At 64.8% G+C, this 25,736-nt stretch carries 21 protein-coding genes and 4 pseudogenes; 15 read left to right on the forward strand and 10 right to left on the reverse strand.

Translation table 11 applies throughout. From position 1 onward, the window contains the following. Positions 1–86: 86 nt before the first annotated feature. The 7 genes and pseudogenes from GO592_RS43415 to GO592_RS45695 form a co-directional block, all read left to right on the forward strand. Entirely contained in the window at positions 87–1,040 is a 954-nt protein-coding gene (locus GO592_RS43415) for a helix-turn-helix transcriptional regulator (protein WP_007298757.1), read from the forward strand. A gap of 130 nt (positions 1,041–1,170) precedes the next feature. Next, positions 1,171–2,007 (forward strand): SDR family oxidoreductase, encoded by an 837-nt coding sequence (locus GO592_RS43420; RefSeq protein WP_050998652.1) that lies wholly within the window; start codon positions 1,171–1,173, stop codon positions 2,005–2,007. Between the two features lie 52 nt (positions 2,008–2,059). Beyond that, positions 2,060–2,233: pseudogene (locus GO592_RS43425) on the forward strand (acetyl-CoA C-acyltransferase); the annotation flags it as partial. A gap of 26 nt (positions 2,234–2,259) precedes the next feature. After that, positions 2,260–2,441: pseudogene (locus GO592_RS43430) on the forward strand (hypothetical protein); the annotation flags it as partial. 16 nt (positions 2,442–2,457) lie between these two features. Continuing rightward, complete coding sequence (gene fabG / locus GO592_RS43435; protein WP_007298761.1) at positions 2,458–3,231, forward strand: 3-oxoacyl-ACP reductase FabG; 774 nt, start codon at positions 2,458–2,460, stop codon at positions 3,229–3,231. Next, a complete protein-coding gene (locus GO592_RS43440) occupies positions 3,228–3,683 on the forward strand; it encodes a MaoC family dehydratase (RefSeq protein ID WP_007298762.1) in 456 nt (151 codons plus the stop codon). The genes fabG and GO592_RS43440 overlap by 4 nt, the downstream gene beginning before the upstream one ends. Before the next feature lie 556 nt (positions 3,684–4,239). Beyond that, positions 4,240–4,615, forward strand: a pseudogene (locus tag GO592_RS45695) (hypothetical protein); the annotation flags it as partial. Positions 4,616–5,515: 900 nt separating this feature from the next. Here the strand turns inward: GO592_RS45695 and GO592_RS43450 are convergent. From GO592_RS43450 to GO592_RS43475, 6 genes and pseudogenes are all read right to left on the reverse strand, one after another. Further along, positions 5,516–5,692, reverse strand: a pseudogene (locus GO592_RS43450) (glucose-6-phosphate isomerase); the annotation flags it as partial. Between the two features lie 8 nt (positions 5,693–5,700). Next, on the reverse strand, positions 5,701–5,919 hold the full coding sequence (locus tag GO592_RS46870) for a DUF3263 domain-containing protein (RefSeq protein ID WP_082324958.1): 219 nt from the start codon (positions 5,917–5,919) through the stop codon (positions 5,701–5,703). A gap of 140 nt (positions 5,920–6,059) precedes the next feature. Then, complete coding sequence (gene tkt / locus GO592_RS43460) at positions 6,060–8,198, reverse strand: transketolase (RefSeq protein WP_039951982.1); 2,139 nt, start codon at positions 8,196–8,198, stop codon at positions 6,060–6,062. 79 nt (positions 8,199–8,277) lie between these two features. Beyond that, positions 8,278–9,402 carry a transaldolase gene (gene tal, locus GO592_RS43465; protein ID WP_007298765.1) on the reverse strand — a complete coding sequence of 375 codons (1,125 nt, stop codon included), beginning with the start codon at positions 9,400–9,402 and terminating at the stop codon, positions 8,278–8,280. 99 nt (positions 9,403–9,501) lie between these two features. Next, positions 9,502–10,266 (reverse strand): SDR family oxidoreductase, encoded by a 765-nt coding sequence (locus GO592_RS43470; RefSeq protein ID WP_007298766.1) that lies wholly within the window; start codon positions 10,264–10,266, stop codon positions 9,502–9,504. Position 10,267: 1 nt separating this feature from the next. Then, positions 10,268–10,768, reverse strand: coding sequence for a ribose-5-phosphate isomerase (locus tag GO592_RS43475; protein WP_039952000.1), 501 nt, complete (start codon positions 10,766–10,768; stop codon positions 10,268–10,270). Positions 10,769–10,992: 224 nt separating this feature from the next. On the opposite strand from GO592_RS43475, the gene GO592_RS43480 reads away from it, so the two are divergent. The 6 genes from GO592_RS43480 to GO592_RS43505 all read left to right on the forward strand — a co-directional run bounded on the left by GO592_RS43480 (position 10,993) and on the right by GO592_RS43505 (position 18,082). Beyond that, positions 10,993–12,510, forward strand: a complete 1,518-nt coding sequence (locus tag GO592_RS43480) for a sugar ABC transporter ATP-binding protein (protein ID WP_007298768.1) — start codon at positions 10,993–10,995, stop codon at positions 12,508–12,510. A 53-nt stretch (positions 12,511–12,563) separates the two neighbouring features. Further along, entirely contained in the window at positions 12,564–13,580 is a 1,017-nt protein-coding gene (locus GO592_RS43485) for an ABC transporter permease (RefSeq protein ID WP_082324959.1), read from the forward strand. After that, the gene (locus tag GO592_RS43490) at positions 13,553–14,686 is read left to right on the forward strand and encodes a substrate-binding domain-containing protein (RefSeq protein ID WP_007298770.1); all 1,134 of its coding nucleotides are present in this window, start codon (positions 13,553–13,555) and stop codon (positions 14,684–14,686) included. Before GO592_RS43485 ends, GO592_RS43490 begins: the two co-directional genes overlap by 28 nt. After that, positions 14,683–16,398 carry a dihydroxyacetone kinase family protein gene (locus tag GO592_RS43495; protein WP_007298771.1) on the forward strand — a complete coding sequence of 572 codons (1,716 nt, stop codon included), beginning with the start codon at positions 14,683–14,685 and terminating at the stop codon, positions 16,396–16,398. The genes GO592_RS43490 and GO592_RS43495 overlap by 4 nt, the downstream gene beginning before the upstream one ends. Positions 16,399–16,405: 7 nt before the next feature. Further along, the gene (locus tag GO592_RS43500) at positions 16,406–17,182 is read left to right on the forward strand and encodes a triose-phosphate isomerase family protein (protein WP_007298772.1); all 777 of its coding nucleotides are present in this window, start codon (positions 16,406–16,408) and stop codon (positions 17,180–17,182) included. A 96-nt stretch (positions 17,183–17,278) separates the two neighbouring features. Next, positions 17,279–18,082, forward strand: coding sequence for a DeoR/GlpR family DNA-binding transcription regulator (locus GO592_RS43505; RefSeq protein ID WP_157234278.1), 804 nt, complete (start codon positions 17,279–17,281; stop codon positions 18,080–18,082). 90 nt (positions 18,083–18,172) lie between these two features. Here the strand turns inward: GO592_RS43505 and GO592_RS43510 are convergent, their stop codons facing one another. Further along, the gene (locus GO592_RS43510; RefSeq protein WP_007298774.1) at positions 18,173–19,192 is read right to left on the reverse strand and encodes a hypothetical protein; all 1,020 of its coding nucleotides are present in this window, start codon (positions 19,190–19,192) and stop codon (positions 18,173–18,175) included. Between the two features lie 157 nt (positions 19,193–19,349). Then, positions 19,350–20,342: an alpha/beta hydrolase gene (locus tag GO592_RS43515; RefSeq protein ID WP_039952004.1), complete on the reverse strand. Its 993-nt coding sequence runs from the start codon at positions 20,340–20,342 to the stop codon at positions 19,350–19,352. Between the two features lie 595 nt (positions 20,343–20,937). Here GO592_RS43515 and GO592_RS43520 point away from each other — a divergent pair. Together GO592_RS43520 and GO592_RS43525 are read left to right on the forward strand one after the other, a co-directional pair. Then, on the forward strand, positions 20,938–21,696 hold the full coding sequence (locus GO592_RS43520; RefSeq protein ID WP_007298776.1) for an SDR family NAD(P)-dependent oxidoreductase: 759 nt from the start codon (positions 20,938–20,940) through the stop codon (positions 21,694–21,696). Positions 21,697–21,827: 131 nt separating this feature from the next. Continuing rightward, positions 21,828–22,715: an AraC family transcriptional regulator gene (locus tag GO592_RS43525; protein ID WP_007298777.1), complete on the forward strand. Its 888-nt coding sequence runs from the start codon at positions 21,828–21,830 to the stop codon at positions 22,713–22,715. 1,079 nt (positions 22,716–23,794) lie between these two features. Here GO592_RS43525 and GO592_RS43530 read toward each other — a convergent pair. Both GO592_RS43530 and GO592_RS43535 read right to left on the reverse strand, forming a co-directional pair. Next, the gene (locus tag GO592_RS43530) at positions 23,795–25,102 is read right to left on the reverse strand and encodes a hemolysin family protein (protein ID WP_007298778.1); all 1,308 of its coding nucleotides are present in this window, start codon (positions 25,100–25,102) and stop codon (positions 23,795–23,797) included. A gap of 214 nt (positions 25,103–25,316) precedes the next feature. Continuing rightward, on the reverse strand, positions 25,317–25,574 hold the full coding sequence (locus tag GO592_RS43535) for a hypothetical protein (protein ID WP_007298779.1): 258 nt from the start codon (positions 25,572–25,574) through the stop codon (positions 25,317–25,319). Positions 25,575–25,736 lie beyond the last annotated feature (162 nt).

Raw genomic sequence — 25,736 nt, forward strand, 5'->3', positions numbered from 1 at the left:
TCACGCCGTTGGCGTGGGCGCCGGCGCGCGCTAGCGTCGACTGTGGCGCGAGTGACAGTTTCGGCATACCGGTGTGAGAAGGTGTTGTGACCTTGTATTCCGTCGATACGTTGCGCAGCAACGAGCACGACCAGCGTGAGCGCGGTGATTGGTGGCGCGATCAGGTCTCGTCGATCCACTGTCCGATGGCCTTCTCCCTTGCGGACAGCTACCAGGGAACCCTTCAGCATCAATATTCGGACACGTACCAGCTAGTTCGTTGGTGGGGAGAAGCGGAGGTCCTCTCCCGCACGGCAGCCGACATCCGCCGACATCCACATGGCGCCTACGAACTGCTCCTACCGGTCCGGGGCGAAGTGATCCTCGAGCAGGATCGCCGTGAAGCCACGATCACACCGGCGGTCATGGCCCTCACGTCGCTGGACACCGCGACTGTTCTGCGCCATGGTGATGGCTTCTCCTCCGTTGCATTCGTGATTCCACGTGACCGGATCGAGGCGCGGGTGCCCACACTGCCGCACGCAGGCACCGTCCTCGATGCGACATCTGGACTGGGACGCATCATTGTCGACGTGGTCAGTAGTCTGCGCAGGGAGCGGCACGAGCTCACCGGCAGTCAGTTCGACGCGATCGCCGACCGAATCGTGGATCTCGTGGCGCTCGCCTACAACGCAGACACGGCCGCCCCCTCCGTCGACGTTCAGGGAGGGTTGGTCACCGCCATCCGGCGCTTTGTTCGAGAGAACGCGCACGACCCGAACCTCACAGGTGCCGTGGTCGCGACGCGTCTCGGCTGGTCGCTCCGGCATGTTCAGGCCCAGTTGCAGCGGATCGGGACAACGCCATCGGACCTCATCCGAGAGGAGCGTCTGGCGTTGGCCCGGTTGCGTCTGCAGGACCGTGGCTGGAGCCACCAGAGCGTGACTCAGGTGGCATACTCCTCAGGATTCGGCGACCTCAGCACCTTCAGTAATGCGTACCGGAGGGCCTTCGGTGAGCGCCCGTCCGACACACGTTCTGCGGCAGCCGAAAACGACTGAATCAGCAGACCCGCGGGCCCGCTCGACAACCGGGCCTGCCCTCGGCTCCACTTGTGTCTACTGCGCGCGACGCAAGCGAAGTGCGCTGACCCCCAAGAGATAACGCCAACGCGGTCCTAGCGTAGCTAATATGAATAGCGCAACCACCTCCGAACTGCGCCCGGCACCCGACACCCTCTTCTCTGTCGCCGGGAGGACCGCCGTCGTAACCGGCGGCTCACGAGGGATCGGCGCCATGATCGCCCGCGGCCTGGTACAGGGCGGTGCCCACGTCGTCATCACCAGCCGAAAGGAAGAGCAGTGCCGCACGACGGCCGAAGCCATCAATGCCGAGGCAGACGCTGCGGGAACGGCAGGACGCTGCACCCCCGTCGCCAGTGACCTGTCGTCGGCCGAAGGGGTGACCGATCTGGTCGACTGGCTCGGCGAGCACCTGACAAGCATCGACATCCTGGTGAACAATGCCGGGGCCACCTGGGGTGCGCCACTAGAAGAGTTTCCCCTCATCGGTTGGACGAAGGTTCTCAACACCAACCTTGTCGCTCCGTTCTACCTCATCACGGGAACGCTTCCGCTTCTTCGCAATGCAGCACGTCCCGACCGGCCCGCTCGTGTCATCAACATCGGCAGCGTGGATGCCTTGACTACACCGAGCTGGGAGAACTATTCCTACAGCGCGAGCAAAGCCGGGCTGCACATGCTCACCCGCCATTTGGCCAAGCAACTGGCGGCCGACGGCATCACCGTCAACGCGATCGCCCCCGGCCCGATCTTGACGGACATGCTCGGACACGTCGCGGCGGATCCAGAGGTCGAGGCAGAGCTCCTCGAGCGCGTCCCGCTGGGCCGCTACGGACAAACCGACGACCTGATCGGCACGGTCCGGTTCCTAGCCTCCCGTGCGGGCTCTTATCTGACCGGCAGCATCATTCCGCTCGACGGTGGGATCTCCGGCTGCGCCGGCTGAACCTTCGCCCCACCTTCTTCCACATCAGCAATCACCGATTCGAGGAACAACCCTGCCTGAAGCTGTCATCGCCGCCACCGCACGTTCGCCGATCGGTAGAGCGATCAAGAGCTCGTTGAAGGACATTCAGCCCGATGGCCTCACCATCCAAATCGTCATGGCTGCGTTGGCGAAAGTACCTGCACTCGATCCAAGCGACATCGCCGACATCATGCTCGGTGTCGGCGAACAGTGACTGAACGTCAGCGGTGGGCCATCGCTATCGGCCACCCGTTCGGCATGACCGGTGCGCGGATCACCAGCACCCTCATCAACTCACTACAGACGCACGACAAGCAGTTCGACCGCGAAACCATGCGCGTAGGCGGAGGACAGGCATGGCACTGATCCTCGAACGCTCTCCTGACCCGAAGTCACATCGATCCAATCCTTGAGAGGTAACCCCATCTCGTGAACGCATCACCACATCCCGAACACCGCCGTACCGCAATCGTCACCGGCGGTGCACGGGGAATCGGCGCCGCCGTCGCACAGCGGCTCGCAGCAGACGGCCACGCTGTAGCCGTCCTCGACCTCGAGGAGGCCGCCGCCCAGTACGTGGTCGACACGATCACCCAGGCCGGAGGAACCGCACTTGCTGTCGGCGCAGATGTCTCCAACGGAACCGGTGTCGAGAAAGCAGTGGATAAGATCACAACGGAGCTCGGAGAACCGGTCGTTCTGGTCAACAACGCGGGCGTCACCCGCGACAATCTTCTGTTCAAAATGTCGGCCACCGACTGGGATACCGTCATGAACGTCCATTTGCGTGGCTCGTTCCTGATGACGAGAGAGGTTCAGGGACACATGACTCAGGCCGGTTTTGGACGAATCATCAACATCTCAAGCGTGTCGGCGCTTGGAAACCGCGGTCAAGCAAACTACGCCGCTGCCAAAGCCGGGCTGCAAGGTTTCACCAAAACTCTAGCCCTCGAACTCGGCAAATTCGGCGTCACCGCCAACGCCGTTGCTCCCGGATTCATCGAAACCGAGATGACAGCCGCGACGGCGGAGCGAATGGGAATGAAATTCGACGATCTCAAGAAGAGGGCGGCCGCCGACATCCCCGTCGCCCGAGTTGGGGTCCCCGACGACATCGCACACGCGATCTCATTCCTTGCCAGTGAGGGAGCCGGATTCATCTCCGGGCAGGTTCTCTACATCGCCGGAGGGCCCAAAGTATGAAGACACTCAACGGAATCGACGAACTGCACGCCGTGGCGAACACCCGGATCGGCTACTCATCATGGCACACCCTCACCCAGGAGAAAATCGACTCGTTCGCTGACGCGACGGGTGACCACCAGTGGATTCACGTCGATCCCTCACGGGCTGCTGACGGACCGTTCGGCGCCACCATCGCCCACGGACATCTGCTAACCTCAATGATCCCGATGCTTGTATGGGAGGTCTACGCCGTCGACGGCGTCCGAATGGGAATCAACTACGGGTCGAACAACGTTCGATTCCCGGCACCCGCCCCCGTCGGCTCACGGATTCGGGCTGCGGTTGAAATAGCAAACGTTGAAACCGTTCCCTCGGGCGTCCAGGTTGTCACGGCCGTGACGATCGAACGCGAGAATGCCGACAAGCCGGTTTGTATTGCAGAGATTGTCAGCATCTACGTTCCGAATTAACGTCGCAAATTTGCGAAATCACCACCGGATAGATTGCATGATGACAACGATCGAAGGGGGCTGCTCCGGTTCAACGGGACTTCGCGCTTGCGGCGACCACGTCGCGGCGGAAACTCTTCGGGGAACGGCTTCGGGATCTCCGAGCCGACCCTGCACAACTGGGTCAAAATGGGCCTCGGTGACGAGGGAAGTGGGGAGTGAGGCTCCGGTGAAGACGTCGCCGAAGGGAGATTCGGCGAGGGTCACGAGGTGTCGTCCACGCGGCGGACTTCGGCCGACCTCGAGCGAGCCTTCCGTGATGCTCAGGTAGCAACGCCGGTCGCGTGAGTCGCAACATTGCCCTGTTCCAAAGCGTGGCCATCCTGCCAGGGAGGCTATGAGCTTGTGGCGACCATGATCTTCGGCGCCGTGCGGTGGCGGTTGTCCGTGTCAGCGGTGCCGGCGTCGGGTCTTCGTTGGCACCGGCGAGGCTGGTCCGGGTCGGGATGGACTCCCCCAGCGTGAACTCTGCGGGGGAGTCGACGGCTCGCCCACAATCGAGCTGTGGTCGTGCGGTATGGGTAGCCTGCTCTCCCCCTATGTCGTGGCCGGCACCCTCTTCGTGCGTCCGGTCGCGGTGGCCACCAGCCTGTTTCCCCGGTACGCACCGGTGACCGCTACTACGGGCGGTGCGCGTGGGGACGAGCGGAGCATTGACGCCGCCCGGGTGCTGCACCGGATCATCCGTATACGGCGTCCTGGCTTCCGTACAGGGCCGCACGGGCGAGGTCTGGGTCGTGGTCGCGATGGTGCTCACCGCGACCGCCGGGGGACTGCTCGCCCTGCAGATCGTCCCGCTCCAACAACAGGCGCTCACCGCACCCCATGATGGAGCCCAACTCCGGCGCCTGGGGATGGTGACCGGAGTGTTCAACCTGCTGTGGGTGGTCGTCGCTCATGCGCAAGCGAGTGGAGCTTCGACGACGTCGACAACGCCGAACCTGGTAGAGCCGCTTGGGCGCCCTGCCGCGGAAACCCAAACACTCGCAGGCCTCGCCGCCAAGCGCTGTCCGACCGGCTCAGAACGCCCAGGCGGAGCACCACTGTCATCGAACCGATACGCCTCATACCTGCTCGCGCGGTACAGCTGCAATTGACGTGCGGCGACTGTTGCGATCAAAGGGACTGTAGAAACCGACGCAGAGCAGCCGGTATCGACTCGTCCCAACTCGACATGCCGCCTGAACGTTCCCCAGAGCGCTCGAAGTGCCGAAGCAAGTCGTCTAGCGACGAAGGTGACGCTCAAGCACTGCAGCCACGGCAAGCGGACCTAGCGAGAAGAACGCGACACCGATTGTCATCAATCCTGTAGCTGCTAGAGGAAACATAGCTGGGCCCCTTGTGTTGGATCCTCGGCGGCGCCACGAGGCAACGTCGATGACTAATTCGACTCGTACACTGTATATTCGGCGCACTTACCGTGCTCGTTGCTGCGACCTCTCGATCAGGCGTTGACCGGTTAACCCCTCGACGACAGCGGCGATATCTTCTGGTGAGGCGCCGGGGTCGTCCGTTAACGCGTGTTTCGCCTCTGGTTGCACCGTCGACTGTGCAGTCGGTGGGGTCTTCTTTTCATTCATCGTGATGCTCCATTTTCGCAGCGTGGTCTCGGTTGCGGCGCGAATCGCGGCGGACCACCTTTGTGTCTGCGGTTCGCTGCCCGATTGGAACGGATGCAGCCTGCGGGCAACGCCGCCCGCACCTCTTACCCCCGTCCAATCATCTCTCAACATGCATGAACGCGCAGCGCGAGCAGGTTCGACGGAACAGCGCGCAGGAGGCACCAGCGGCTCGCGACCACAGAAGTCACCCATACGGGTCAGAATGCGGTGCACATCGGCGACGACGTCCTGCCCGTCCACCTGCAGTGTGGCTTGAGCGGGTAGGCGGAGGGCGGTATGTAGGACGGCGCGATCCTCGGAGGTGTTGATGCGTTCGCCTCGGAGCATCGCGTCGCGTCGCTCCTCCATAATTCGCCTTAAGGTGTGTCTCGGCGCGTCGTCCTGAGCTGAGCTGTCACGAGAGGGGAGAGGTCGAACGCGCGGAGGTGAAGGAAACTTGCGAGGAGTTGTTGGAGGCGTGAATAGTATTGGGTGGGTGTGAGTCCGAATTCGACGAAGAGGTCTTCGTCGGGTGCGCCACCCCAGAATCTCCACTTCTTTGCAAATGCAACTTTGGCTTGTGCGTTGTCAATCATGTCGGCTCCGGGGGGAGCTTCGTGTGTGTTGTTGCAGGGATGGGGGTGGGGTGACGGATCTTCGAGGGTGAGGTGTTGGTTCGGCTCCTTACCCCGGGGGAGGGCGACACGGGGTAAGGAGCCGCGTTTCGGGGGCTATGTCACGATGCTGCGGTTGCCGACACGGGTTCGGCTTTGCTGGATCGGGTGAACGTCTGTCGTGCGGCGCGCGCGACACGGTCCGCGGTGAAGCCGAATCGTTCGAAGAGTTCGGGTCCGGATGCGCTTGCCCCGAAGTGTTCGAGGCTGATGATCACGCCTGTGTCGCCGATGAACTCCCGCCAGGGTGTGGCGATTCCTGCTTCGACGCTGACTCGGGCTGTGACTGCGGCGGGAAGGACCTGTTCCCGGTACGCGAGGTCTTGTTCGAGGAACCATTCGATGCAGGGCATGGAGACAACTCTGGTGGAGATTCCCTCTCGGTGGAGTTCGTCTCGGGCGTTCATGGCGAGTTGGACCTCGGATCCGGTGGCGATGATTATGATGTCGGGTTCGCCGTTCTCATCGTCGGCGAGTATGTATCCGCCGTGTGCGGTGCCGTCTGCGGAGCCGTGAACGGTGCGGTCCCAGGTGGGTACGTTCTGCCGGGTGAGGGCGAGGCCTGCGGGCCGATCGGTGTTTGTGAGGATGGTCCGCCATGCGACTGCGGTTTCGTTGGCGTCGGCGGGCCGGACGACGTCGAGTCCGGGGATTGCGCGCAGGGCCGCTAGGTGTTCGATGGGTTGATGGGTGGGTCCGTCTTCGCCCAGTCCGATCGAGTCGTGTGTCCAGACGTAGGTAACGGGCAGTTTCATCAGGGCTGCCAGGCGAACCGCCGGTCGCATGTAGTCGCTGAAGACGAGAAACGTTCCCCCGTACGGCCGCGTTCCGCCGTGCAGGGCGATGCCGTTGAGGATTGCACCCATGGCGTGCTCGCGGATCCCGAAATGCAGCACTCTCCCGTAGGGGTTCCCGGAAAACGCGGCTGTCTGGCGGTTCTCCGGCAGGAACGACGGCTCACTCGCGGGTGTGGTGTTGTTGGATTCCGCGAGATCAGCGGAGCCGCCCCACAGTTCAGGGAGTTCGGGGGCAAGGGCGGTTAGGACGGTTCCGGATGCCTTGCGGGTCGCCATACCGGTCGTGTCCGCGGGGAAGGAGGGCAGTGCGTCGTCCCAGCCGGCGGGTAGCGTACGGGTGCTCAGGCGGTCGAGGAGGACGGCCCGGGCGGGGTTCTGCGCTCGCCAGCGGTCGAACCGGCGGATCCATGCCCCCTTCGCGTCGCGGCCGCGAGCGATGACACCGCGGGCGTGCGCGAGCACCTCGGGGTCGACGGCGAACGACTTCTCGGGGTCGAGTCCCATGAGAGTCTTGGTTGCGGCGACCTCGTCCGGTCCGAGTGCGCTGCCGTGCGACTTTCCGGTGCCCTGCAGGGTGGGGGCCGGGAAACCGATGACGGTGCGCAGTGCGATGAAGGACGGGCGATCGGTGACGGCTCGGGCGGCGTCCAGTGCCGCGGACAGTGCGGCAACGTTTTCGTGGTAGCTGCCGTCGGCGTCGAGCCAGTCGACGCGCTGCACGTGCCAGCCGTACGACTGGTAGCGGGCGGCGACGTCCTCGGTGAAGGCGATGTTCGTGTCGTCTTCGATGGAAATGTGGTTGTCGTCCCACAGCAGGATCAGGTTGCCGAGCTGCTGGGTGCCGGCCAGTGAGGACGCTTCGGCGCTGACGCCCTCTTCGAGGTCGCCGTCGGAGGCGATGCACCAGATGGTGTGATCGAAGATGCTTTCTTCGGCAGGGGATTCCGGGTCGAGGAGGCCGCGTGTTCGCCGGGCGGCCATTGCCATGCCGACCGCGTTCGCTACGCCTTGGCCGAGGGGCCCGGTGGTGGTTTCCACTCCGGGGGTGTGGCCGTGCTCGGGATGTCCGGGCGTCAGTGATCCCCAGGTCCGCAGTTGTCGGAGGTCGTCGAGTTCGAGTTCGTAGCCGGAGAGGTAGAGCTGGATGTACAGCGTCAGGCTCGAATGACCGCAGGACAGAACGAACCGGTCACGGCCGATCCATTGTGGGTCGGTCGGATCGTGCCGGAGGTGCCGTTGGAACAGCAGGTAGGCGGCGGGGGCAAGGCTCATCGCGGTTCCGGGGTGGCCGTTGCCGACCTGTTGGACTGCGTCCATCGCTAACGCGCGGGCGGTGTCAACTGCTTTGGTGTCGAGGGCGGTCCAGGAAAATGCCTGTGTGCTCACGGGTGGGATCCTCTTCATGCATTGCTCGAGTTGGGGTGGCCGCGATGTTGCGGGGGCTCATCGCGGTCGATGTGGTCGTCTCGTTCGGTTGCAGTGACTACTGCGCGTGATGTTTCGGCGTGAGTTGCGTCGCGATGGCCTCGGTGAGGGTCGTCCAGGCGGCGACGAATTTCTCGACACCTTCGGCTTCGAGGGTGGTGAAGACTTCGGGCAGATTGATACCGACGTCCGTCAAGGCGTCGAAGACTGCGCGGGACTGTTCCACTGTGTCGCTGATGTTGTCGTGTGCGGGAATGATTCCGTGGTCGGCGACGGCGTTCAGGGTGGCCTCGGGCATGGTGTTGACCGTGTCGGGTGCGATCAGTTCGGTGACGTACAGGGTGTCGGGGTATTCGGGGTTCTTCACGCCGGTGGATGCCCAGAGCGGGCGTTGCCGTCGAGCGCCGGCGTCGGAGAGTGCGGCCCATCGGTCGGAGGTGAAGTTCCGCTGGAAGGTGTGATAGGCCAGGCGAGCATTCGCCAGTGCCGCTGTACCGCGCAGAGCCAGAGCTTCTGCGGTGCCGATCTGCGTGAGTTGTGCGTCGATTTCGGTATCGACACGGGAGACGAAGAACGAGGCCACCGAATGGATGGAGGCCAGGTCACGCCCGGCGGCCCGGGCGGTGTCGAGGCCCTCGAGGTAGGCGTCGATGACGGCTTGGTAGCGCTCGATCGAGAAGATGAGGGTGACGTTGACGCTGATTCCCTCCCCGATCACCGTAGCGATGGCAGGAATGCCCGCCCGGGTGGCGGGGATCTTGATCAGCAGGTTCGGTCTGTCGACGAGCTTCCACAGTTCGAGTGCCTGCTCGATGGTGGCGTCGGTGTCGTGTGCGAGCCGCGGGTCGACCTCGAGGGAGACGCGGCCGTCGACGCCGTTGCTGGTTTCGAACTGTGGGGCGAGCAGGTCGCAGGCGCGGCGGACGTCGTCGGTGGTGAGCGTTCGGATCACGGTGTCGACGTCGGCGCCGTCGGCGGCGAGCCGGCGGAGTTGTTCGGTGTAGGCGTGGCCGGTGGTCAACGCCGCGTGAAAGATGGAGGGGTTGGTAGTGACACCCACGACGCTGCGGGTAGATACCAGTTCGGCGAGGTTCCCGGACTGCAGGCGGTCGCGGGAGAGATCGTCGAGCCAGACGGACACTCCGGCTGCGGACAGTTGGGCAAGGCGGGGGTTGGCAGACATGGGTCTCCTGTTGAAGGCAGGTGGGATGGTGCGACCGCCCGGTAGGTCGCCGGTGCAACCCTGGGCGTTGAAAGGTGTGTCTTCAGAGTGAGTTTGTCGTCACCTGATGGTGTAGCCGCCGTCGACGAGCAGGTCGGCGCCGTTGATCATGGCGGAGCTGTCGGAGGCGAGGAAGAGCGCGGATGCGCCGATCTCCTCGGGGTATGCGAACCGTCCCGTGGGGATGAGTTTCTTCATCTCGTCGCCGCGTGGGCCGTCCCATGCCTTGCGGCCGAGTTCGGTGAGAACGACGGTGGGGGAGATGGTGTTGACTCGGACGCCGCGACCAGCCCACTCCGAGGCGAGCACTTTCGAGAGTCCGACGACCCCGAATTTGGATGCGCAGTAGGCGGCATGTTGGTCGAGAGCAACGGTGGCGGCCTGTGAGGCCAGGTTGATGATTGTTCCCTTGCCGGCGTCGAGCATGTGTCTGCCGACGGCCTGACACATCAGGAACGTGCCCTTGAGGTTGACGTTCATGGTGCGGTCCCAGGCATCGGCGGTGAGGTCCTCGGCGGGGGCCAGCATGACGATTCCGGCGCTGTTGACGAGGATGTCGATGCGGCCGTAGACGTCGACGACGGCGTCCACGGCCTGCTCGACGGATGTGGGATCGGAGACATCCCCGCCGAATCCGCGGCTGTTCCCGCCGAACCCGCGGGCCGTCGTGGTGGCCGCCGATTCGGACAGATCCACGAGCGCGGTGTCGGCGCCTTTGGCGGCGAATGCGGCGGCGATGGCGGCACCGATGCCTGAGGCACCGCCGGTGATCACCGCGACCTTGCCGTCGAGACCGAAGTTGAGATCGACAGAGTGGTCGGTCATGTCAGCATCCCGTCCCGGGCAGCGCCGCAGCCTGCGGTTCGCTGGCCTTCTCGAGTGCGTCGATCGCGGCGACCTTCTCCGCTGAAGCTGAGTTCGTGTCGAATCGGTATCCGAGCCACTCCCGGGCCAGCCGCCGGGCAAGTTCGAGACCGATGACCCTCTGACCGAAGCACAGCACCTGTGCATTGTTGCTCAGAACGGAGCGTTCGACGGAGAAACTGTCATGTGCGGTGACGGCGCGAATCCCAGGAACCTTGTTCGCACTGATCGCGACGCCGAGACCGGTGCCGCAGACCAGTAGCGCCCGATCCGCTTTCCCGTCGGCGATCAGCCCTGCGGCAGCGACCGCCACATGCGGATATGCGGTGCTTGGATCGATGCCGTCCGTTACGTCGACGACCTGCGCCACCCGCGGATCGGCAGCGAGATCGGCCTTCAGTGCGTCCTTGTACTGCACGCCCGCGTCGTCGCAGCCGACGACGATGCGCCACTTGTCGGTCATCTCTGCCTTCTCCTTGCTTGCGCCTCGGATCGATTCGTCGAGGCGCATGAGATGCGCGGACCCGATGCCCACGCCCATGTGAAAGTCAATGTGATCTATATCGTGGTACACGTTTGATATCTCGTCAAGTGGGTTGTTTTTCACACAAAACACGTTTACTTTGTGACATGACACGTTAGAATGTGATGTATGACACGAAGGTAAGTGAGTGGAGGATGACGGCAATGGCGCCTGCACTGGAAGCGCGCAACCTCGCAAAGGGCTTCGGCGGAGTACCCGTGCTCCGTGACGTCTCGTTCTCGGTCGAACCGGGCAAGCTCACCGTCCTTGCCGGTGAGAACGGCGCCGGCAAGTCGACGCTGATGAAGATCGTGACCGGGCAGTTGCGCCCCAACCAGGGGGAAGTGCTGATCGAGGGACAACCCCTCGGGCAGGTGAGTCCGCAGCACGCGCGGGCACAGGGCGTGGGCATCGTTCCACAGGAACTGGCCCCCTATCCGGACATGCTGGTGTACGAGAACCTCTTCGTCGGCCGGGAGCTGCGAACCAAGGCCGGGCTACTGAACCGGCGAGCGATGATCTCCCAAGCCAGATCGATGTTAGAAATGTTCGGAGTCGACATCGACCCCAAGGGTCCGATGCGGCACCTATCCGTCGCGCTGACCCAATTGGTGGAGATCGCCAAAGCAACGACATGGGGCGCGCGAGTCCTGCTACTCGACGAACCGACCTCGTCCATCCCCGACCGGGAAGTGGCCCGCCTGTATACCGTTGTCCGCCAACTCAAGGACCAGGGCGTCGCGATGATCTACACCACCCACAGGATGGCGGAGATCGAGGAGCTGGCCGATCAGGTGATCGTGCTCCGAGACGGCAACCTCGTCCTCGACGTGCCGATCAGCAAAGCCCCGGAGCAGGCGATCGTGCACGCCATGATCGGACGCCCACTCGACGCCTTGTTCCCTCAGACGGCCGTTCCGGGCTCAGGTATCGGTCTGCGGGTCAGCGGCCTTACGGTTGAACGGGGCGGTCCCGCCGTTGATTTCACGATACGAAAGGGTGAGATCCTCGGACTCGGTGGACTTGTCGGCGCCGGACGTACCGAGATTCTCGAGGGTCTCTTCGGCATTCGCCGCACCATCGCCGGCACCGTCGAGGTCGACGGACGTTCGGTCCGGCGCAATGCACCCGCCGAGGCGATCCGTGCGGGCCTGGCGATCGTGCCCGAAGACCGCAAGGGTGCAGGTCTGGTCCTGAGCCGCTCCGTCCTCGACAACGGCAGCCTCCCGCACCTCTCGTCCTATTCGCGGGGCGGCTGGCAACTGGGCAACCGCCGGGCTCGCGTCGACGAGGCAATGAAATCGGTCGCCCTCAAATCGCGCGGCTTGGACCAACTCGTCGGAACCCTGTCTGGCGGAAACCAGCAAAAGGTCGTTCTCGCCCGGTGGCTCACGCACAACTGCTCGGTGCTACTCCTCGACGAACCCACCCGCGGCGTCGACGTCGGAGCGCGGGGGGAGATTTACGCGATCATCCGTGACCTCGCCGCAGCAGGTCTCGCGGTACTGCTGGTCAGCTCCGATATGCCCGAGCTGATCGGGCTGAGTCACCGCGTCCTGGTCGCGCGAGCGGGCGGCATCGCCGGCGAGCTCGACCGCGACCAACTCGATCGGGCCGACGCCCAGGAAACCATCTTCCGTCTGGCCAGCGGCCAGGCCCCCGCAGGGGGTGTCGCCGCATGACAGACACCCGACCGACACCCACCCATTTCTCTCTCATCAGTACGGAGCATCCGATGACTGCCGCAGTTAACACCCGACCAGAGCTACCCGCCCCCGACAGGGCGGAGAGCAGAGGACGATTCACCCGCGCCCGGGTCGAGGAACTCCTCATCCGCAATTCGATGGTGCTCGTGCTGTTGCTCGTGATCGGCTACTTCAGCTACGAAAGCGCACGTTTCGCGACCCTGGACAACTTCCGCACCATCATGATCGCGGCAGCCCCGTTCGCGCTGGTCGCCCTCGGTCAGACGCTGGTCATCCTCACCGGAGGAATCGACCTGTCCGTCGGCAGCGTCATCGCGGTCAGCGCAATGACCGGAGCGAGTGTGGTCGTCGGCCACCCGGAACGGTTGTGGCTGGCGGTGGCCGCAGCGATCGGTGTCGGAATTCTGTGCGGCCTGATCAACGGCCTGATCGTGAGCCGACTCGGTGTAGCCCCATTCGTTGCAACGCTGGGAATGCTCACCGCCGCATCAGGTTTCGCCTACGTCATCGGCGGAGGCGCCCCCATCAACGGACTGCCGGACGAGTACGGCAAGATCGCGAACACCGAGATCCTCGGCCTGCAGGCGCCCGTGGTCGTGATGATCTTCGGGTTCGTCATCCTCGCCGCCGTCATGAAGCGCACCTCCTTCGGTCTGCGGGTCTACGCGGTCGGCGGCAACCGTACGGCCGCCGAGGTGGCCGGGGTCAAGACTCGCCGCATCCTCACCAGCGTTTACGTGCTCAGTGGTGCCCTGGCGGGGTTGTCCGGGGTGATCCTGTCCTCACGTGTCATCTCCGGCCCGCCGAACCTCGGTGCCGGCTACGAACTCGACGCCATCGCCGCCGTCGTGATCGGCGGCGCGAGCCTGATGGGCGGCCGGGGCACCGTCTGGGGAACACTGCTCGGACTGCTGCTGATCCAGACCCTCAACAACGGTCTCGATCTGCTGGTCGTGCCCGCGTACTGGCAGGCTGTCATCAGCGGCGTGTTGATCGTGACCGCCGTGGCCGTCGACGTGTGGGCGACTCGTCGCCGCACCGCGTGAACGGAACCGACATGACACACGAAACTGCTCCACGGCGGGGACGCTCATCCGGTCGCCTGACGCAGACGCCGGGGCGAGTGCGATGGATCATCGCGCTGCTCCTCGGCCTCTTCCTGGTTGCGACGACAGCGTGCGGCGCAGGTGACGAGGACGCCAAGAGCGGCAAACTCCGCGTCGGTGTGACCGTGTACGACATGAGTTCGTTCATTGCCCAGGGAAAAGAGGGCATGGAGGCGTACGCGGACGCCAACAACATCAAACTGCTGTGGAACTCGGCGGGAAACGATGTTTCGACCCAGGCCACTCAAGTCGATCAGCTGGTCAACCAGCGTGTCGACGCGATCATCATCGTCCCGGTACAAGCCGACTCGCTGGGACCGCAGATTCAGGCGGCGAAGAACGCCGGAATCCCGCTGTTCGCAGTCAACACGACCCTGTCCGACGAGGACGCAATCACCTCATCCGTCCTTCCTGACGACGTCTCCGCCGGCGCCCAGGAGATGGAAATGATGGCGCAGCGCCTCGGAGGCACCGGCAACATCGTCATCCTCCAAGGACCCCTCGGGTCCTCACCCGAACTGGACCGCACCCAGGGAATCAACTCGGTTCTGGCGAAGTATCCAGGGATCAAGGTGCTCGTGCAGGACACCGCGAACTGGAAACGCGACGAGGCGGTGAACAAGACCAAGAACTGGCTGTCGAGCTTCGGCGGACAGATCGACGGAATCGTCGCCGAGAACGACGACATGGGACTCGGCGCCGTGCAAGCACTGTTCGAGGCGAACCAGGACATCCCCGTCGTCGGAATCGACGGCATCCAGGACGGGCTGGCCGCTGTGAAGAACGGGAACTTCATCGGTTCCTCGCTCCAGCACGGGCGCGTCGAGATGGCCACCGGACTGGCCATCGCCAAGCGCGTGATCGACGGCCAACCGGTCGAGAAGGAATACACCTACACGATGCCTGCAATCACGCAGGACACCGTGGACGAGTACACGAAAAATGTTGTCACCGAAAAGGATGCCTTCCTCGAGCAGCTCCCGCAGCTGATCGAGGCCAACCTCCAGTCCGGTGACATCGCCAACGAGGAACGGACCAACCCATGACCAAAGTATTCGGGCAGCCGACCGAGTTCGTCGACGATGCACTCGCCGGTTTCTGCGACCTCAACGCCGAGTTCGTGCGACCGGTGACCGGCGGCGTCGTCCGGTCAACCGCCTCCGCGCCGGAGAAAGTGGCGGTGGTAGTCGGTGGGGGATCCGGGCACTACCCCGCCTTCGCCGGCTACGTCGGATCCGGGATCGCAGACGGCGCCGTGATCGGCGACGTGTTCACCTCGCCGCCGACCAAGCGGGTCGTCAACGTCGCCCGCGAAGCCTCCCACGGCGGCGGCGTTCTGCTCACCTTCGGGAACTACGCCGGTGACGTGCTGAACTTCGGTGCCGCCGCGAAGCAACTGACTGCCGAAGGCATCCCCACCCGGGTCGTGGCCGTGACCGATGACATCGCGAGCGCAACGGCCGACGAGGAGGCGAAGCGACGCGGAATCGCCGGCGACGTCGTCGTCTTCAAACTCGCTGGTGCCGCCGCCGAGGCGGGATACAACTTGGACGGAGTGGTCCGCATCGCCGAGACCGGCAACCGCCGCACCCGATCCCTGGGCGTCGCGTTCGCCGGGGTGACCCTGCCCGGCAAGCAAGAGCCACTCTTCACCGTCGAACCCCAATCGATGGGTGTCGGGCTCGGCATTCACGGCGAGCCGGGTGTCTCGACCGAGCCGCTCACCGCTGCCAGCGGACTCGCGCAGATGCTCGTCGACAAGGTCCTCGCCGCCGCACCCGCCGACGCGAGCGACCGCGTCGCTGTGCTCCTCAACGGCCTCGGATCGACCAAGTACGAAGAGCTGTTCGTGCTCTGGAAACATGTCGGAGCGCTGCTGCGTGACCGCGGACTCGAACTGATCGCCCCCATCGCCGGCGAATACATCACCAGCCTGGACATGGCCGGGTGTTCGCTCACCGTCTGCTGGCTGGACGACGAACTCGAAACGTTGTGGACCGCACCGGCGCAGACCCCCGCAATGCGATGCGGGGCGGCCGTGCCGACCGAACGATGGGAGGCCCGCCAGGCGGCCGTGACGACAGCATCCGCGAACGTATTCCCCGCTGCGACGGAGGAATCCCGGACCTCCGCCGCCCGCGTGGTCGCCGCCCTGTCCCAGATCGCGCACACCCTCAGCGATTCCGAAGCCGAACTCGGCCGCATCGATTCCTTCGCCGGCGACGGCGACCACGGCTTCGGAATGGCCCGCGGCTCCGGTGCAGCATTCGATGCCGCCGAGGATGCATTCGCGCGAGGGGCAGGGGCGTCGTCGGTACTGGCGGTCGCCGGAGATGCCTGGGCCGAGCGGGCGGGCGGAACATCCGGGGCGCTGTGGGGGCTCGGGCTTCGCGCCGCCGGCGGTGAGTTCAGTGATACTGCGGCGGTGTCGACGGCGGACATCGTTCGCGCCGCCCGTGCGGCACTGGACGCGGTCGTCGAGGCCGGTGGGGCGAAGGTAGGCGACAAAACCCTCGTCGACGCACTCGACCCCCTGGTCCGCACCCTCGAGGAGAAGGCCGACGGCACGCAGAACGGGTACGAATTGTGGGCGGCGGCCGCAGCGGCCGCGACCGCCGCGGCCGATTCCACTGCCGAACTCTCACCACGGCTCGGGCGGGCACGTCCATTGGCCGAGCGCAGCGTGGGGCACCCCGATGCGGGAGCCGTGTCGTTGGCCCTGTGTGCCCGGACTGTCGGCTCGGAAGCGGAGAAGTAGGCGCACGATGACGTCCCGGAACGTCGCCGAGCGGGCCATCGTGGGTGTGAGCCTGAAGATGTACTTCGGACCCGCGCAAACCCGATTCTGGCTCGAGAGCCTCCGCGAGATCGTCGAAGAACTGCACGCCGACGACATCCTCGACGTGTTCGCGTTGCCCTCCTTCCTGTCGATCCCGACCGCACAAGAGGTGTTCTGCGGAAGCCGTATCGACTACGGGGCCCAGGACGTGCACTGGGAGGAGCGCGGCGCGTTCACCGGGGAGGTCTCGGCCGCAGATCTGGAGGAACTCGGCTGCACCGTCACGGCCATCGGGCACGCCGAGCGCAGGCGGTTGTTCGGGGAGGACGACGAGACCACGGCGCGGAAGGCCGAAGCCCTCGTCCGGAGGGACATCACCCCGATCGTGTGCATCGGTGAGACGACGCAGGAATCGGTCGACGAGGCCGTGGCCGCGTGCCGCCGCCAGATCGATCCGGTCCTCGCGGCGGTCCCAGACACCGCCGATCTCGTCTTCGCCTACGAACCCGTCTGGGCCATCGGTGCACCCGTTCCCGCGTCACCCGACCGCATCGTCGAGATCGTCCGGCGCCTGCGCGAGGTCACCGGCGAGCGCGGTGGCCGGACCCGGCTCATGTACGGCGGCAGTGCGGGACCCGGGCTGTACCCGCAGATCGCACAGTCCGTCGACGGCCTCTTCTTCGGCCGCTTCGTACATGACCCCGACAATCTGCGGGCAGCGCTCACCGAAATAGTCGGAGAAGTCGCGGGGCGACCTGGATAACCGCTCGACTACTCTCGATACCGAGACCTGCGGATCCGGCGCGGGACTGTCCAGCCGGATCCGCAGGGCGGAACGGAAAGGCGGATGAACAAGCGCATGACCAGTGCCCAACGCTCGGAAAACCTCAACCAGAGTGACCGACACGACGCCATCACCGAGCTCGTGCTTCGTTCCGGGTCCATGCGTATCGAAGAGCTCGCCGATCGTTTCGGCGTCAGCGTCATGACGATTCACCGGGACCTCGATACCCTCGCCGCCAAGGGCATCCTGCGCAAGTCCCGCGGTAGCGTCACCGCCGTGGCGACCAGCCTCGTCGAGGCAAGCATCGAATACCGGACCCGACAACATCAACCGGAGAAGCAGGCGATCGCCCACGCTGCCTTCGAACTGGTCGAGCCCGGACAGGCAGTCATCCTGGACGACTCCACGACCGGACTCGCCCTCGCCGACCTGTTGCCGCAGCGCCGCCCCCTGACCGTCATCACCAACTCGCAACGAGTGCTCACCACCCTCAACGACCAGGAAGGCATCGCCCTCATCTCCACCGGGGGTCAGTACTACCAGTGGTGCGACGCCTACATGGGAGCGGTCACCATTTCCGCGTTGCAGGCACTGCGAGCGGACGTGTTCTTCATGTCCACCCCGGCGATCATCGGCGACGTCTGTTTCCACCAGCATCACGAGACGGTCCAGGTCAAAAGGGCCATGTTCGAGGCCGCTCAGAAACGGGTGTTGTACGCCGACCACACCAAGTTCGACCAACGCGCACTCCACGCGATGGCACCCTTATCCGATTTCGACACGGTCATCGTCGACGCGGCAACCGATCAAGAACACATCGATCGACTACGCGATGCCGGCAACGACGTCGTTGTCGCGAAGCCGGGTCGCCGACACTAACACCCCTCCAACCAGTGCCCGCTTCGCGTACGAACACCGCCGCGTCGGTCAAGCTCGCGGTGCTGCGGTGGCCAGCCGTCCTGCAGGATGTCATGACGCCGAACCACCAACGACGCGCAGACCGCGTTGGTCGGTGCGCAGGCGGTTCAGAGTCTCGACGAGTGCCTCACGAGCGGGTGTTTCCTCATCCGATCCGATCGCGGCCTCCGCGACGGCTCGAACGGGAAGTCGCCGGCAAAGTTCCGCGACCGCTTCTTCGACTTCGGCATCGACGGTGCGGCCGGTAGCCCACGCGCAGGCGAGCACTGCAATGTCGCGCAGCTGGTAGGCGTCTCTGGCGAAGAGCGCATATGGCAGGAGGTCATCGAAGACCGCTGGCAGGGTATCGATCGGGGATTCCTCGGCTGCCTGAAGCGGGAGGAGATCGGCGAGTGCGCGCGCGTTGGCAAGGACCATCTGTGCGGTCCACACCTGAGGGTCTGGCTGCGCCAGTGTGAGTGTCGTGCCATCGGTGCAGTCGATGACTGTTGCGGTCCAGGCGCCGGCGTCGTGACGAAGGGTGCCGTTGCCGCGAACGTCGTCCAACACGGCGAACGGCAGGAGGCTTCCGGTCACGAGCGCACCTTCGCTTGCCTGGACGATGCACTCCTGGAGCGTGAGGTGGTGCCGTGACGGCAGAACGACAATCCCGTTGCATGCGCAGTCGACCGCGGCGATGCGTCGTCCGCCGCGGTAGACGATGAGTTCGGTCCGGAGGGCCTCTCGCTGTTCAGCCAGGACTACCGTCAGCTCGGGGACCCGTGAGGCAAGAGCCTCGACCGCTCGTGCGGAGCTGCCATCGGCTTCCACGGTGTAGCGGACTTCGAGAAAGCCGGTTTCGGTCGTTGCCAGCATTGGTCCCGTGACCCTTGGAAATTCTGCCTCGACCTGCCGAGCAGTGCCGGACGGGGTCAGCCATGTGCGCTGTTTCGGGGCGATCACTGTGTCGATGGGAAACGGCGGCATGCCGGGTGTGCGTCCCAACTCTTCGGACTCGAGGGCCACGACCAGCCCGGACACTGAGGACCGTGGGCCGGTGATGACGATCTGGCTCCGCGTGGTGGAATTCATGGTGCTCCAGGTGGAAAGGGTTCTTCAGGCCCCGCTGGGCGGGGCCGACGATGGCGTGGTCGACGCGGTGACTCGGTGGTTATCGACGACCAGGCGTTTGCAGCGTGAGGCGCCGCGCCTGTCTGCAGCGCCTCACGCTGGGTTGTCTTTGCGGTGCCTACCTATCGGTTGCGGTGGGGGTGCGCACAGCGGAGCCGGCAAGGACACGACCGAGCCAATCGCTGCGGGTCTGCCGGGCGATCTGGGATAGCGCGGCGTGCGGGAAGAGTGCGTCGAAGCCGTGGAATCCGCCGGCCCAGACCTGCAGATCGGCTTGGCCTCCGGCGGCCCAGATTCGTGTGGCGTAGGCGACGGCCTCGTCTCGGAAGACCTCAGCCGAGCCCGCGTCGATGTAGGTGGTCGGGAGACCGGAGAGGTCGTCGGCGATAGCGGGCGAGACGCAACTCGGGACAGGTCCGTCGCCGATACCCTCGAGCACTGAGTGCCAGCCGAAAGCGTTCGCGTCGCGCGACCAGATGGCAGCCCCGTCGAACTGATGGCTCGAGGCGGTGTTGTTTCGATGGTCGAGCATCGGACCGATCAGGACCTGTGCGGCGAGGGCGGGACCCTTGCGTTCGCGGGCGAGCAGGGCAGTGCCGGCGGCAAGTCCGCCCCCGGCGCTGGTACCGGCGATCACGAGCTTGCCCAGGTCGATTCCGAGATCGGTGGCGTGATCTGCGGCCCAGACCAGGCCTGCGTAGCAGTCCTCGACGAGCGTCGTGCCGGAGAACTCGGGTGCCAGGCGGTAGTCGACGGAGACGACGACCGCGCCGAACCTGGCGAGCCAATCGAGCGGAATGTCGATCTGGGAGTAGCGGTCGCCCATAATCATTCCGCCGCCGTGGAGCCAGTAGACGCAGGGCGCGTTGCCGCCCGTGAGATCGCTGCCGATAGGTCTGAGGATGGTGACCGGGATCTGGGCGCCGTCGAAGCTCGCGATCGAGATTTCCTGACGGTCGACGGGCAGATGGCTGGCGATGGCGGTTTCGGCGGGAAGGGTCGCGTAGGGGCGGATCATCTCAAGGGTCTGCTTGTCCAGCGGCGGTGTTTCCGGCATGGAGGAGAGAAGGTCCTGGAGTTCGGGGTCGAGGGGAGGGTGGGGGACGGTCAAGTCGGGTTTGTGGGGTGCGGGTTGGCCCGCGTCGGGGCTGTTGAGTTCGGAAGGCGCGGAGAAGGTGTGGTAGTTGGCCTTGCCTCGGACGGGGATGAGGTCGCCGTAGGTCGGCTCGTCGGCCAGGATGTCGGCGAACTGTGCGGCGATCGCCTGGGCTGCCTCTCCGGCGAAGATCCGGTGGTGGTCCTCCTCGGTCGTCCAGCCCTCCTGGACCGTGACGACGTCAGGGTTGGTGGCCGAGCGGCTCACCAGGTACACCACGCACCATTCGCTGGCTGCCGGGTTGCCCTCGTCGAGGCCCGTGAGCAGGAGCTCGACCAGCTGGTCTCCCATGCCCGGCTTTGCGGTCATCGTGCAGGTAAATCCGTAGTTTGCGTTCATGACTCAATCAAGCCAGCACATCGAGAAAACCCGTAGACCGATGCTCTCCACCTCTTGCCCATTGCTACGACAGTTGGCGACGGGCACCTCGTTTCGCCCACGCCGCAGAGCAATAGGCAAGCATCGGAGCGCATCGGTCTACAGCGACGGAGTTCGGTCTTCTTGAATGGAGATTACTCGAGCACACTCCCCATTCGAAGAGGTGGTTCACATGCAGATCGCACTCGTCACCGGCTCCAGCGCCGGCATCGGCCAGGCCACGGCCCGACAACTTGCCAAGCAGGGCCTCGGCGTCATCACGACGTACCGGTCTCACAAGAGCGAGGGCGAGCAGACCGTCGCGAAGATCGAAGCCGAGGGTGGCTCCGCGGTCGCGCTCCCGCTGGACCTCGCCGCCGTATCGGGCATCGACGAGTTCGTCGCCCAGGTGAAGGTCGAGATGGCGTCCCGCTGGGATGCTTCCGAGGTGAACTACCTGGTCAACAACGCGGGCGTGGGTGGTCCCGCGATGTTCGCCGACATCACCGAGGAAACCTTCGACCACTTCCACAACGTGTTGTTCAAAGGCCCGTATTTCCTGACGCAGAGACTTCTTCCTGTGCTCGCTGACGGCGGAGCGATCGTCAACACCGGCAGTACCGCGGCGCTCCCGAACCGAGTAAACCCGGGCTACTCCGCCTACGCCGCGCAGAAGGGCGCGATACACACCGTCACCGCATTCTGGGCGAAAGAGTTTGCTGAGCGCGGAATCCGCGTCAACAGCGTCGCGCCGGGAACTACGAGGACACGAATTGCCGACGACGCCTTCACGAAGATGCCCGAAATGCTTCCGGCCATCAGCCAGGCGTTCGCTCTGGGACGGGTCGGTGAGCCCGAGGATATCGCGAAGGTCATCGCGTTCCTGCTGAGCGATGCGGCGGCGTGGATCACCGGGCAGGTGCTCGAGGTGTCCGGCGGCGAGCGGCTCTGAAATCTCTCCCGGACCCAAAGCCCACGAGGAACCACCGCCGGGCGCTTGACCCCGCAACGCCAACTGCCCTGGCGCCGACTTCGAACTCATATGATCGGTTCAGCACGGGTTTGGAAGAACAGGAACATCACGTGAGTATCGAAGAGATCCGCAGACTGATCACCACGCATGCGCACAAAGAAGACCTCGGGCTGCCCGGCGTCCGGATCAACAGAATCACCGACCCCACACAACCGACTCCGTCGATCGCCGAACCAATTCTCGCGTTCTCGATGCAGGGTGCGAAGCGAATCGCGCTCGCCGACAGAGTGTATGACCAGGTACCGGGGGCCTTCATGACCGTTGCGGTCGATCTCCCGATAACGGGCCACTACGTTCGAGCTTCCCGTGCCGAGCCCTACCTCGGTTTCGCACTCGAACTTCGTTCGTCGTCGATCGCCGAACTACTTGTGGAGGCGGCCTCGGGCCTCCCCGGGATACTGACGCCCCCGCCCCCCGGCATCTCGATCAACCCGGCGACCCCGGAAATGCTCGACGCGGTCGCTCGACTGCTTGCTCTGATAGAACGGCCGGTCGACGCACCCGTCCTCGCACCACTGCTCGAGCGCGAGATCCTGTGGCGTGTCCTGTCCGGCCCTGCCGGACCAACGGTGCGCCAGATCGGCCTCAGAGACAGCAGCCTGACCTATATCGGTCGTGCCATCCGGCACCTGCGTTCCAACGCATTCGAACCGATCCAGGTCGAGGAACTGGCACAGCTGAGCGGGATGGGCATCTCGTCGTTCCACAAACAGTTCCGCGCGGTTACCGCGATGAGCCCAATTCAGTACCAGAAGCGAATTCGCCTCCAAGAAGCACGACTCCAACTGTTCAAACGCCCGCACGACATTGCGGCAGTAGCACATTCCGTTGGCTACAGCAGTGCCTCTCAGTTCAGCCGGGAGTACCGTCGCGAGTTCGGTGTTGCGCCGAGTGCCGACGCACTGAGAATGTGTGAGGAAGGTCAGGCGACAGCCTGACCCGGGCACACGACCGGTACTCTCAGAGTCCGGCGACGAAATCGACCGGGAGATGGCAACGATCACCGCCGAGAACCCGAAGTGACCCTGGGGCCCAGCGACCTGAGACGACTACGGGGTTCCCACCAACTCGAAGTTGGTGATGATGTCCGATGCGCGCAGCGGACTCGTGGAATTGAATCGCAGCGTAACGAACATTGAGTCGCCGAAGCGGTCGTCGGTCGTGTCGGCGTCCGTACGGCCCAGGTGATGTGGGGACCCAACGGTCCCGCCTTCCTGTGATTCGCTACCGTGAGGATGCGGGGCCGGGGCGGATTCCACGGGGTCCGCAACGGTCCCGCCCCTTTACTTGTGCTTGACTATTTCTAGGTCTAGTCTTTGTGCTACTGGATTGGCTGCAGTCCTCGAGATGTCGCCCTCTCATGGTGGGTTTCGGGTCTCGCCCGATTTCAGGGATCGGGCGAGGGGAGGGCTCCATCGGCCTGGCTTCGCAGACTGGACTGATCGGGTTATCCGCCAGCATCAACTGCTGCTCCATGGGCGTGCCGCAGCAGTTGTGTCACCCTCGTGCGAACTGGGGTGAGCACTCGAGCATCATGAGATGGGCGAGAGGAATCCCACCGGCCACCCCCTTGTGGGTAGCCGGGGCCGGTGGGATTCCGTCACTTCGCACAGCGACTTAACTTCTGTGTGGAGTCAGGTCTGGCCCAATCGTGGATCCGGTGTTCGACGATTCCGTCCGCGGAGGCCGACTGTGACGAAATCGGTTCCAGCTGTTCTGTCGTGCGCAGTCGGCGCCTATGAGGATTGAGTGAAAGCGGAGGCGAAGGTACGCGATGTGTGGGGAAACTCGGGTCCGGGGACGAAGTGGATAGTCACCGTCAAGGACGGCAGGCTAAGCATGCGGAGGCCGTCGATTCCAGCACCCACCTTCACCTCCGATGAGTTGACAGTGTTCGGCTGCCCCTCGCTCTGCCCATGCGCGGCGGGCGGATCGAGGGAGTGTCTTCCCGGGGCCGTCGCGGCGCGCCCGGATCGCCTTGATCAGCCTGACTGTGGTCGAGCGCGGACCACCCGACTTAGGGCCGGTCGGTGGCGGGGCGCCGCGGATCCGATACCCGGCGGGTGACCCGGATCCGGGAGATGCGGCGCCCGTCGAGGGCGCTGACGGTGAAAATGTGGCCGTCGAAGGTGATGCTGTCACCGAGTTGGGGGACGCGCTGGAGTCGGTGCAACAGGAAACCGGCGACCGTCTCGTAGGGGCCATCGGGCAGCGTGAGGCCGGTCGCCTCTTCGAAATCTTCGACGATCAGTAGCCCGTCGAGGGGTCGGTGGGGCGGCATCGGTGACGGGTCGGGGCCGGTGGGGTCGTCGTATTCGTCGCCGATCTCGCCGACGATTTCTTCCACGATGTCCTCGAGGGTGGCAATGCCTGCGGTGCCGCCGTATTCGTCGACGACGATCGTCATCTGACGATCGTCGTGTCGCATGTCCGCCAGCGCCGCCAGCGCCGGTTTCGAGGCGGGCAGTTGCAGGACCGGCCGGCACACGTCGGCCACGGTGTTGGCCTCGGACTGGTCGGCACGGAGCAGGTCGCGGAGGTGGACGAATCCGACGATGTCGTCGAAGGAGGACCCAATGACCGGATACCGGCTGTGCCCCCATTCCAGGGCCTGCTGCCCCGCCTGCGCCACCGGGGTGTCGGCGGGCAGGAACCGGACGTCGGTGCGCGGACGCATGACCTCGGCCAGGGACCGTTGGCCGGCGTCGAAGACCTCCGAGTGGATGCGGCGCTCGTTCTCGGCGATTGCGGTGTGACCGAGGACGAGGTCGCGCAACTCGTCGTGAGTGATCGCCTCGTTCGTGCTCCTCGGGTCGCCGCCCAGGATGCGGACCAGCAGGTCGGTGGAGGCCGACAGCAACCAGATGACCGGGCGCATCACCGTGGCGAATCGATCCAGCGCGGGCGCGGTCAGCAACGAGACGCCGGTGGCACGTTGCAGGGCAATGCGTTTGGGGACGAGTTCGCCGAGAATCAGCGACAGGTAGGCGATCGCCAGGGTGGTGCCGACCAGCGCGATGGCCGATGCCGGCCCGGTCGGCAGCCCCCACGACTCGAGTGTCGGCGCCAGGGCGGGCGCGATGGTGGAGGCACCGTAGGCGGCCGACAGGAACCCGGCCACCGTGACGCCGATCTGCACCGCGGACAGGAACCGGTTCGGGTTGCGGGCCAGGGCGGCGGTCCGAGCCCCGCGGCCACCGCGGCGCTCGAGGCGCCGGATCTGGCCCTCGCGCAGCGACACCAACGCGATCTCGGTGGCCGCGAACACGCCGCCGACCAGCACGAAAAGCAGCACCAGTCCGGCATCGACCACCGTGTCATTCATCGCAGCCACCCATCTCGAAGCGGCCGGGGTCTGTGACGATGACCCATGGTCGTTTTCCCCTCGGAGGCGACGTCGATCTGAGTGACCCCCAGTGTAGCCAAATCGGACAAAACGGACATCGAGGGTCGGTGGTCAGCGCCCGTCCACTGAATTGGACGCACTCCCTAGCGGACGAGGCCGGCGACGGTCCCCGGAGGGCCGTGGTTCGGGTTGGTCAGAGTGAGTCGACCAAGTGGAGTACGGAAAGGGGTAGTGCAGGGATCGCTAGCCCGGCGCTGACGGATGCTGCCCGTGCGCCGGTGCGGCGGTACCGACTGGTGTGGAAGGCGAGGAGTCCGGCGAAGGTCATGAGTGTCGCGGCAACGAGAACACGGATTGGCGAGAACAGGATCACCGCGGCACAGCCGCATACGAATGCGGCCGCCACCCACCAGGGTTGCAGGTCGCGGATCTCGATGGGCCTGGTGTTCATTGCACTCCTGCCACCCATTTCACTCTGGGTCGTACCGAATCCGCGCCGTGCGCACTGTGACCCCCTGGGGCATGGTGATCGCGCGTTCGGTTGAGCATCGTGTTACCGGTGGATTTGTCCATCGTCGAACCGTTTTCGTGGCCGGACAGCAACCCTGTGGGG

This window comes from Rhodococcus sp. 21391 (genome assembly GCF_016772255.1).
Taxonomy (GTDB): Bacteria; Actinomycetota; Actinomycetes; order Mycobacteriales; family Mycobacteriaceae; genus Rhodococcus_F; species Rhodococcus_F opacus.

Coding starts and splice junctions, on each gene's coding strand:
- GO592_RS43510 (WP_007298774.1), bottom strand. CDS start 19,192: ATGAATTCCACCACGCGGAGCCAGATCGTCATCACCGGCCCACGGTCC.
- GO592_RS43495 (WP_007298771.1), top strand. CDS start 14,683: ATGACCAAAGTATTCGGGCAGCCGACCGAGTTCGTCGACGATGCACTC.
- GO592_RS43440 (WP_007298762.1), top strand. CDS start 3,228: ATGAAGACACTCAACGGAATCGACGAACTGCACGCCGTGGCGAACACC.
- GO592_RS43420 (WP_050998652.1), top strand. CDS start 1,171: ATGAATAGCGCAACCACCTCCGAACTGCGCCCGGCACCCGACACCCTC.
- GO592_RS43500 (WP_007298772.1), top strand. CDS start 16,406: ATGACGTCCCGGAACGTCGCCGAGCGGGCCATCGTGGGTGTGAGCCTG.
- GO592_RS43485 (WP_082324959.1), top strand. CDS start 12,564: ATGACTGCCGCAGTTAACACCCGACCAGAGCTACCCGCCCCCGACAGG.
- tkt (WP_039951982.1), bottom strand. CDS start 8,198: ATGAAGAGGATCCCACCCGTGAGCACACAGGCATTTTCCTGGACCGCC.
- GO592_RS43530 (WP_007298778.1), bottom strand. CDS start 25,102: ATGAATGACACGGTGGTCGATGCCGGACTGGTGCTGCTTTTCGTGCTG.
- GO592_RS43480 (WP_007298768.1), top strand. CDS start 10,993: ATGGCGCCTGCACTGGAAGCGCGCAACCTCGCAAAGGGCTTCGGCGGA.
- tal (WP_007298765.1), bottom strand. CDS start 9,402: ATGTCTGCCAACCCCCGCCTTGCCCAACTGTCCGCAGCCGGAGTGTCC.
- GO592_RS46870 (WP_082324958.1), bottom strand. CDS start 5,919: ATGATTGACAACGCACAAGCCAAAGTTGCATTTGCAAAGAAGTGGAGA.
- GO592_RS43535 (WP_007298779.1), bottom strand. CDS start 25,574: ATGAACACCAGGCCCATCGAGATCCGCGACCTGCAACCCTGGTGGGTG.
- GO592_RS43505 (WP_157234278.1), top strand. CDS start 17,279: ATGACCAGTGCCCAACGCTCGGAAAACCTCAACCAGAGTGACCGACAC.
- GO592_RS43470 (WP_007298766.1), bottom strand. CDS start 10,266: ATGACCGACCACTCTGTCGATCTCAACTTCGGTCTCGACGGCAAGGTC.
- GO592_RS43475 (WP_039952000.1), bottom strand. CDS start 10,768: ATGACCGACAAGTGGCGCATCGTCGTCGGCTGCGACGACGCGGGCGTG.
- GO592_RS43520 (WP_007298776.1), top strand. CDS start 20,938: ATGCAGATCGCACTCGTCACCGGCTCCAGCGCCGGCATCGGCCAGGCC.